The sequence below is a fragment of the Bacillus sp. LR_5 genome (assembly GCF_042709275.1).
In genome coordinates, this window is the sequence record NZ_JAVAXX010000057.1 from 22,064 (window position 1) to 29,221 (window position 7,158).

Genomic DNA, 7,158 nt, shown 5'->3' on the forward strand with positions numbered 1-7,158 from the left:
AGTAAAATATGCAATGCGAGAAACACTAACAGCATCAGGAGGAGACGTATGATGAATACACTCAATATTGATTTTCAAAAAACTGCATTGGTTCTCATTGATTTGCAAAAAGGAATTGTGCCGATAGATCAAAGCGGACAGGTTGTCCCAAATACGAAAAAACTCATCGATGAATTTCGGAAACATAACGGATTTATCAGCTTTGTGAATGTAGCCTTCCATGATGGAGCGGATGCGCTGAAGCCGCAAACGGATGAGCCTGCGCAGGGAGGTTCGGGGGAAATGCCTGCGGACTGGGCTGAATTTGTTCCGGAAATCGGTGTGCAGGATGGAGATTACACTGTGACAAAACGGCAGTGGGGCGCATTTTTCGGCACAGATTTAGATTTGCAGCTGAGACGCCGAGGCATTGACACGATTGTATTGTGCGGCATCGCGACGAACATCGGGGTGGAAAGCACAGCACGCGAGGCATTCCAGCTTGGCTATCAGCAGATTTTTATTACAGATGCCATGTCCACGTTCAGTGAGGAAGAGCATGAAGCCACACTGGGCTTTATTTTCCCGAGAATCGGTAAATCGCGGACAACGGAAGAATTTCTAGCACAAGTGAAATGATGATATCGAAAAAAAGCCGTGCTGTTTTTTTGACAGCGGTGGCTTCAGGGACAATGCTGAATCCGCTGAACTCGTCTATGATTTCTCTTGCGCTCCATAGCATCCAGCATGAATTTCATCTGTCGTTTACAACGGTTTCCTGGCTGATTTCCTCGTTTTACCTGGCGAGTGCCGTAGCTCAGCCTGTAACGGGAAAACTCGGTGATTTGATCGGGCGTAAACGCTTGTTTTTATTCGGGCTCATTCTTGTTGCGGTTTCTGCCATCGGGGCACCGTTTGCGCCAACGTTTATGACATTATTGATCATGCGGCTGTTTCAATCGGTAGGGAGCAGTGCGATTTACCCGTCAGGAGTCGGATTGATTCGGAGTCATATTCATGAGCGGCAGGCATCCGCCTTGGCTGTGCTCTCTATTTTTGCGTCTGCCATGACGGCGCTCGGACCGACTGTCGGCGGTTTTTTGATTGTGTGGGGCGGCTGGCCGGCGATCTTTATCGTCAATTTGCCGTTTATTATCCTCAGCTTTTTCTTAGGCATGTATATGTTCCCGAAAGATCAGAAAAAAGGGGCTGGAATCAAAACAATTATTCGGCAGCTCGACATTCTTGGCATTGTTTTATTTGCCGGAGGAATCATTTTGCTTCTATCTTTTCTGCTTTCATTCAGCACGTCGCCGCATGCGGTTGAAGGTGTGCTTGGCGTGCTTCTGCTCGGTGCATTTGTTTGGCGTGAGCTGAAAACGGAAAAGCCGTTCATTGATGTCCGTCTGTTTAAAACACAGCGAAATCTATCAGCTGTGTATGTTCAGTTTATTTTGCTGAATGTTTTCTTCTATTGTTTATTTTTTGGGCTGCCGAGTTATTTTCAGGATGAAATGCATCTTTCTGTTCAAACGAGCGGTCTGTTTATGCTGTTTATGTCTGGCATGAGCATCGTAGTGTCACCTATTACGGGCAAATGGATCGACCGATCAGGCGTCGTCAAGCCGATCTTTGCGGGCGCGCTTCTGATGACGGCTGGAGCCGTGCTCTTAACCATCTTTTTTATCGACGCTCAGGTGATCGGGAAAGGCTTTATCCTGTCAATCTTGGGTATAGGCTACGGACTTGGAAATGTCGCGCTGCAGGCAGCGATGCTGAAAACGAGTCCTTCCAACATGGTAGGAACGACTTCAGGGCTGTTTCAAACCTGCCGTTACTTAGGGTCGATTTTATCTTCGGTGATCCTTGGTATTCTTTTTGGAAAAGAAATCACGGCGGCCCATTTTGATATGATGGGAATCATCATGATCATTGCGGGCGGAGCAAGCCTGTTAATGGCTGTGAGATTTGCTGCATTAATGAAAACTGCATCATGAGAAAAGAGGCAGGCGCTGAGTCTGTCTCTTTTTCTTGTTTAGGCTGTTCAAATAGAAACAGAAAAATTGTATATCATAGCCAATGTTATTGTCTGACTTTTCAGTTATATTAAGTGACATCAAATGTCAGAAAACTGAACATATGACGAAAAACAGATAATATTGAAAGGGGAGCCGGCTATGAAATTAAAAGAGAGCCAGCATCAATCCAACAGACTGAGCAATGAAGATCTGCTGCCTTTGGGACAGGAGAAACGGACGTGGAAAGCAATAAACTTTGCCTCCATTTGGATGGGATGTATACATAATATACCGACCTACGCGACGGTGGGCGGATTAATTGCGATCGGTCTTTCGCCTTGGCAGGTGCTCGCGATTATTATTACGGCATCGCTTATCTTGTTTGGGGCTCTGGCTTTAAACGGCCACGCGGGGACAAAATACGGGCTGCCGTTTCCGGTGATCATCCGTGCTTCTTACGGAATATACGGCGCGAATATCCCAGCGCTTCTAAGGGCGTTTACAGCGATCATGTGGCTTGGCATTCAGACCTTTGCAGGAAGCACGGCGCTGAACATTTTACTTTTAAATATATGGCCGGGCTGGGGAGAAATTGGCGGCGAGTGGAACATCCTCGGCATTCACTTGTCTGGTTTGCTTTCTTTTGTCTTCTTTTGGGCTATTCATTTACTCGTATTGCATCACGGCATGGAATCGATTAAGCGCTTTGAGGTATGGGCAGGCCCTTTAGTGTATTTGGTATTTGGCGGCATGGTATGGTGGGCCGTTGATATTGCCGGAGGACTGGGGCCGATCTATTCTCAGCCAGGAAGGTTCCATACGTTTTCAGAAACGTTCTGGCCGTTTGCTGCCGGAGTTACCGGCATCATCGGCATCTGGGCGACATTGATCTTAAATATACCTGATTTCACGCGGTTTGCAGAAACGCAAAAAGAGCAAATCAAAGGGCAATTTTACGGTTTGCCGGGAACCTTCGCGCTGTTTGCGTTTGCCAGTATTACTGTGACCTCCGGTTCGCAGGTTGCTTTCGGCGAGCCGATTTGGGACGTTGTCGATATTTTGGCGAGGTTTGATAACCCTTATGTCATCGTATTGTCCGTGATTACGCTCTGCATCGCCACGATCTCTGTAAATGTCGCGGCGAACATCGTATCGCCCGCTTATGATATAGCGAATGCCCTGCCGAAATATATTAATTTCAAACGCGGCAGTTTTATCACTGCGTTGCTCGCTTTATTTACGGTTCCGTGGAAGCTGATGGAGAGTGCGACAAGCGTATATGCGTTTCTCGGTTTAATAGGCGGCATGCTTGGTCCGGTGGCAGGCGTGATGATGGCTGATTACTTTATCATTCGCAAACGGGAACTCTCGGTAGATGACCTGTATTCTGAAACAGGGCGGTATGTATATTGTAAAGGCTATAATTACCGTGCGTTTGCAGCCACGATTTTAGGTGCGCTCATCTCGCTGATTGGTATGTATGTTCCTGCATTAAAGAGCTTATACGACATTTCCTGGTTTGTAGGTGTGCTGATTTCATTTCTTTTCTATATTGTTCTGATGCGTGTTCACCCGCCGGCATCATCTGCGATTGAACCGTTTGAATCTAGGCAGGTTCGCCAAGCTGAATAAGATCTATTTCACGCTATATATTCATATTTTTGAAATGGTTTTCCATAAATAGAACATTTATAATTGTTTTAGAAATCTATTCTAAAACGAAATGGGAATCGAATATGAGAAAATTATATTATATTCTTTTGGCGGGTGTTTTAACGTCTGTCATCCTCGCTTTCGTTTTTGATAAGACAAAAGCGAATGAGGAACGATCTGGGGATTGCCTATATGTTTCGCCAAATGGCAGTGATCAAAATGAAGGGACAAAAGAAAAGCCATTTCGTACACTGGCACACGCTTCAGAGGAGGCTGCCCCCGGCACAACTGTCATGATTCGGGGAGGAACGTATCCTGAAACACTTGTTGTAAAGCACAGCGGTACGGACGGAAAGCCTATCACATTCCGAAACTATGAAAATGAAAAAGTCGTGATTAGCGGAGAATCCATTGCGGACGCAGAATATGAAACACCGCTCATTCATATTCACGATAAACACGACATTGCCATCAGCGGTTTAACGATTCAAGATCTTTCTGTTTCATCTGAGGAAGCAACTGCTATGGGGATTTATGTATCAGGCTCCAGCAGTCATATTGCCATTAAGAACAATCATGTCCGGGATATTAAGACAACAGCGGATGAAGGAAATGCCCACGGAATCGCGGTCTATGGAACCGGCAGCATGAAAGACATTCAAATTGAGGACAATACGGTTGAGAATCTGACACTTGGAGCGAGTGAGGCGGTTGTGCTGAACGGGAATATTGACGGCTTCACTATTGCGGGCAATGTGGTCCGCAACAATAACAACATCGGGATTGATCTTATCGGTTATGAGGGAACCGCAGACAAAAACGATTATGTGCGAAACGGTGTCGTAGAAAACAATACAATTTATCAAAACTCGACTTACGGAAACCCAGCTTATGGAGATGATTACTCAGCGGGCGGGATATATGTTGATGGCGGACACAGTATCGATATTAAGAAAAACACAGTTTACGATAACGATATTGGGATTGAAGCAACGTCTGAACACAAAGGGAAATATGCAACTGCTATTCAGATAACAGACAACAAAGTGTACAACAATGCATACACCGGTATTTCAATCGGAGGATATGACAAAAAGCGGGGCGGCACCAGCAATTCTCTGATTGCCCGCAACATTATGTACCGGAATGACACAAAGGGGCTGTATGGCGGACAGCTGCTGCTGCAGTACGATGCGAAAAACAACACAATTGAAAAGAATATATTGACGGCCAGTGATTCTAGATTATTTATCGGAAACGATTTTACAGAAAATGAAGGGAATATTGTCAATCATAACGTGTACCATAAGGAAGCGGATCAAGACGGCATATGGATGTGGAAAAAGAATGAATACGATTCATTTTCATCGTATCGAAAAGCAACCAATAACGATCAGCAATCCATTTATGCCGATCCAATGTATCGTGATGAAGAGTCCTATGACTTTACGTTAGATCCAGATTCACCTGCACAGCCGGTCATTGAATAATATGCCATAAGCGGCGTTCTCTTCCGTTCAACGGAGCAGGACGCCGTTTTTTATATGCAAAAAAAAGACTGCCGGCAATTCCCGGCAGTCTGAGCGTTATTCTGCAATAGACACTTTTCCTTCAGCCTCAACAGGTTTTTTCTGGCTCCATGCATAGAGAAGCAGAGCAATTAGAACGAACAGCCCCGCTGATAAATAAATGGCAGAGAAGCCGGCAGATGCTACAAACAATCCAAAAACATACGATCCTACAGCAATTCCGCTGTCAAAGAAGGTAAAGAACGTTGCCGTTGCAAAACCTGAGCGGTGCGCGGGAGATTTCTGGATCGCCAATGTTTGCATGCAAGGAACGATTGATCCGTATCCGAGACCGATAACCGCTCCTGAAAGAAGGAGCATTAAGCCGCTGTGTGTGAAGGACAGCATGCAGAGCCCCACTGAGAAAATCAAGATAGATGGGTAAATGACAATTCCCGGTCCGACTTTGTCGAACAATTTCCCTGTGAACGGGCGTGCAACCATCATTGTCACCGCAAAGCAAACAAAGAAATATCCGCTGATATTCGAAAGATCAACTGATTTGGCGAATACAGACAAATACGCTGTGACAGTTGAATAACAGAAAGAAATAAATAAACCGACCGTCGCAATCTTAAGTGCGCCTTTTTCAAACATATCCGAGAACGAAAAACGGAATACAGTCGTGCCGCTGTCTTGGTTTTGGGGCACCTTTATCAAGAACGAAACAAGCAAGCCTGCAACCATAAACAGCGCAAAGGCTGTAAAGAATACAGAGAAGCTTACGACCTTCATCAAGTTCAATCCAAGGAAAGGCCCGATTGCCATGGCGAGGTTCATAGACATGGCAAAGTATCCAAGCCCTTCACCGCGGCGTTTGGCCGGAATAATATCCGCTGCAATTGCACCTGTAACAGTCGTTAAAATGCTGAACCAAATTCCTTGGAAGAACCGCAAGCCAAGCAGCAGGTAAAAGTTATGAATCGGCATATACAGAAAAGAAGAAAGGGCGAATAACGCCATTGAGACAATTGCCATTCTTTTCTTCCCGAAACGCTCAACGATGGCTCCGGAGAAAGGCCGTGTAATGATCGCTGACAGAAGGAACAGGCTGATTAAAAGCCCGCCTTGTGATTCTGTGCCGCCAAGCTCTTGAAGCGTATAGATCGGCAGTACAGTTAAAAATGTATAAAAGAACACAAACACAAATAAATTGACAAGCAGGACCATAATAAAATCCTTGGTCCATATCGCATCCGTTTTTTTCAAATGTATGTCACTTCCTTATTTTCATTGTTGTAAAAACATGCGAAATAAATGAGAAAAAGCTTCCTTATCTTCATCCCGGAAATCTGCAAGCAGTTCTTCCTCGAATTTCAGCATTTTCACATTGATTTCTTCGTATTTTTTCTCGGCTTCTTTTGTGAGGACAACAAGTTTTTCCCGTTTGTCTTCACCTTGCCGTCTCTGTACCCAACCGTTTTCCTCCAGACGTTTGATCGTCCGTGTCACAGTCGGCGCTTCCACATTTAAATAGGACCAAATCTCTTTTTGAGTCATTGGTCCGATCGTACGCAAACAATATAAAACTGACCATTGAGATGAATAAAGGCCGAATGGCTCCAGCTGTTCATTGGCTTTCTTGGCAATCAGGCGGGCGCTTTGGTTGATTTGATGAATGAGGTGTCTGTTGACGTAGGTCATTTCGTTCTCCTTCTAAAAAACTTACCTAAGTAACTAATTGCTTTTTTCATTTTACAGGAGCGGTGAATGGATGTAAAGATAAAAATTTAGTGACGCGAAATAGTTGGCTAAAGCCGAAAAAGTTCGTTTCACCCCTTGTCCTTATTGAGTTTTTAGCATATTCCCAACAGAATGCTAATACACTGTTACAAACCTAACAAAGAGAGTGTTTGAGGTGAGGGATCGTGGGCATATTTCACAAACTTACTTTTAAAACCATACAACGAAGAAGCGGCATAATGAATGACTCTTTACAC

At 44.8% G+C, this 7,158-nt stretch carries 6 protein-coding genes and 1 pseudogene; 5 read left to right on the forward strand and 2 right to left on the reverse strand.

From position 1 onward, the window contains the following. Positions 1-48 precede the first annotated feature (48 nt). The 4 genes from RAC86_RS14175 to RAC86_RS14190 all read left to right on the forward strand — a co-directional run bounded on the left by RAC86_RS14175 (position 49) and on the right by RAC86_RS14190 (position 5,140). Positions 49-618 carry an isochorismatase family protein gene (locus tag RAC86_RS14175; RefSeq protein WP_072565401.1) on the forward strand — a complete coding sequence of 190 codons (570 nt, stop codon included), beginning with the start codon at positions 49-51 and terminating at the stop codon, positions 616-618. Beyond that, positions 618-1,976: an MFS transporter gene (locus tag RAC86_RS14180; RefSeq protein ID WP_072565400.1), complete on the forward strand. Its 1,359-nt coding sequence runs from the start codon at positions 618-620 to the stop codon at positions 1,974-1,976. The genes RAC86_RS14175 and RAC86_RS14180 overlap by 1 nt, the downstream gene beginning before the upstream one ends. A gap of 180 nt (positions 1,977-2,156) precedes the next feature. After that, positions 2,157-3,629 (forward strand): allantoin permease, encoded by a 1,473-nt coding sequence (gene pucI, locus RAC86_RS14185; RefSeq protein ID WP_014115461.1) that lies wholly within the window; start codon positions 2,157-2,159, stop codon positions 3,627-3,629. Between the two features lie 104 nt (positions 3,630-3,733). Then, positions 3,734-5,140 (forward strand): right-handed parallel beta-helix repeat-containing protein, encoded by a 1,407-nt coding sequence (locus RAC86_RS14190; RefSeq protein WP_072565399.1) that lies wholly within the window; start codon positions 3,734-3,736, stop codon positions 5,138-5,140. A 96-nt stretch (positions 5,141-5,236) separates the two neighbouring features. Here RAC86_RS14190 and RAC86_RS14195 read toward each other — a convergent pair whose 3' ends face one another. Further along, the gene (locus RAC86_RS14195) at positions 5,237-6,427 is read right to left on the reverse strand and encodes an MFS transporter (RefSeq protein WP_072565398.1); all 1,191 of its coding nucleotides are present in this window, start codon (positions 6,425-6,427) and stop codon (positions 5,237-5,239) included. A 21-nt stretch (positions 6,428-6,448) separates the two neighbouring features. Then, positions 6,449-6,862: a MarR family winged helix-turn-helix transcriptional regulator gene (locus RAC86_RS14200; protein WP_003235672.1), complete on the reverse strand. Its 414-nt coding sequence runs from the start codon at positions 6,860-6,862 to the stop codon at positions 6,449-6,451. A gap of 224 nt (positions 6,863-7,086) precedes the next feature. Here RAC86_RS14200 and RAC86_RS14205 point away from each other — a divergent pair. Continuing rightward, positions 7,087-7,158, forward strand: a pseudogene (locus tag RAC86_RS14205) (protein usd); the annotation flags it as partial.

Excerpts from the sequence above, each read along its gene's own strand:
- RAC86_RS14175 (WP_072565401.1), top strand. The coding sequence starts at position 49 with ATGATGAATACACTCAATATTGATTTTCAAAAAACTGCATTGGTTCTC.
- RAC86_RS14180 (WP_072565400.1), top strand. The coding sequence starts at position 618 with ATGATATCGAAAAAAAGCCGTGCTGTTTTTTTGACAGCGGTGGCTTCA.
- pucI (WP_014115461.1), top strand. The coding sequence starts at position 2,157 with ATGAAATTAAAAGAGAGCCAGCATCAATCCAACAGACTGAGCAATGAA.
- RAC86_RS14190 (WP_072565399.1), top strand. The coding sequence starts at position 3,734 with ATGAGAAAATTATATTATATTCTTTTGGCGGGTGTTTTAACGTCTGTC.
- RAC86_RS14200 (WP_003235672.1), bottom strand. The coding sequence starts at position 6,862 with ATGACCTACGTCAACAGACACCTCATTCATCAAATCAACCAAAGCGCC.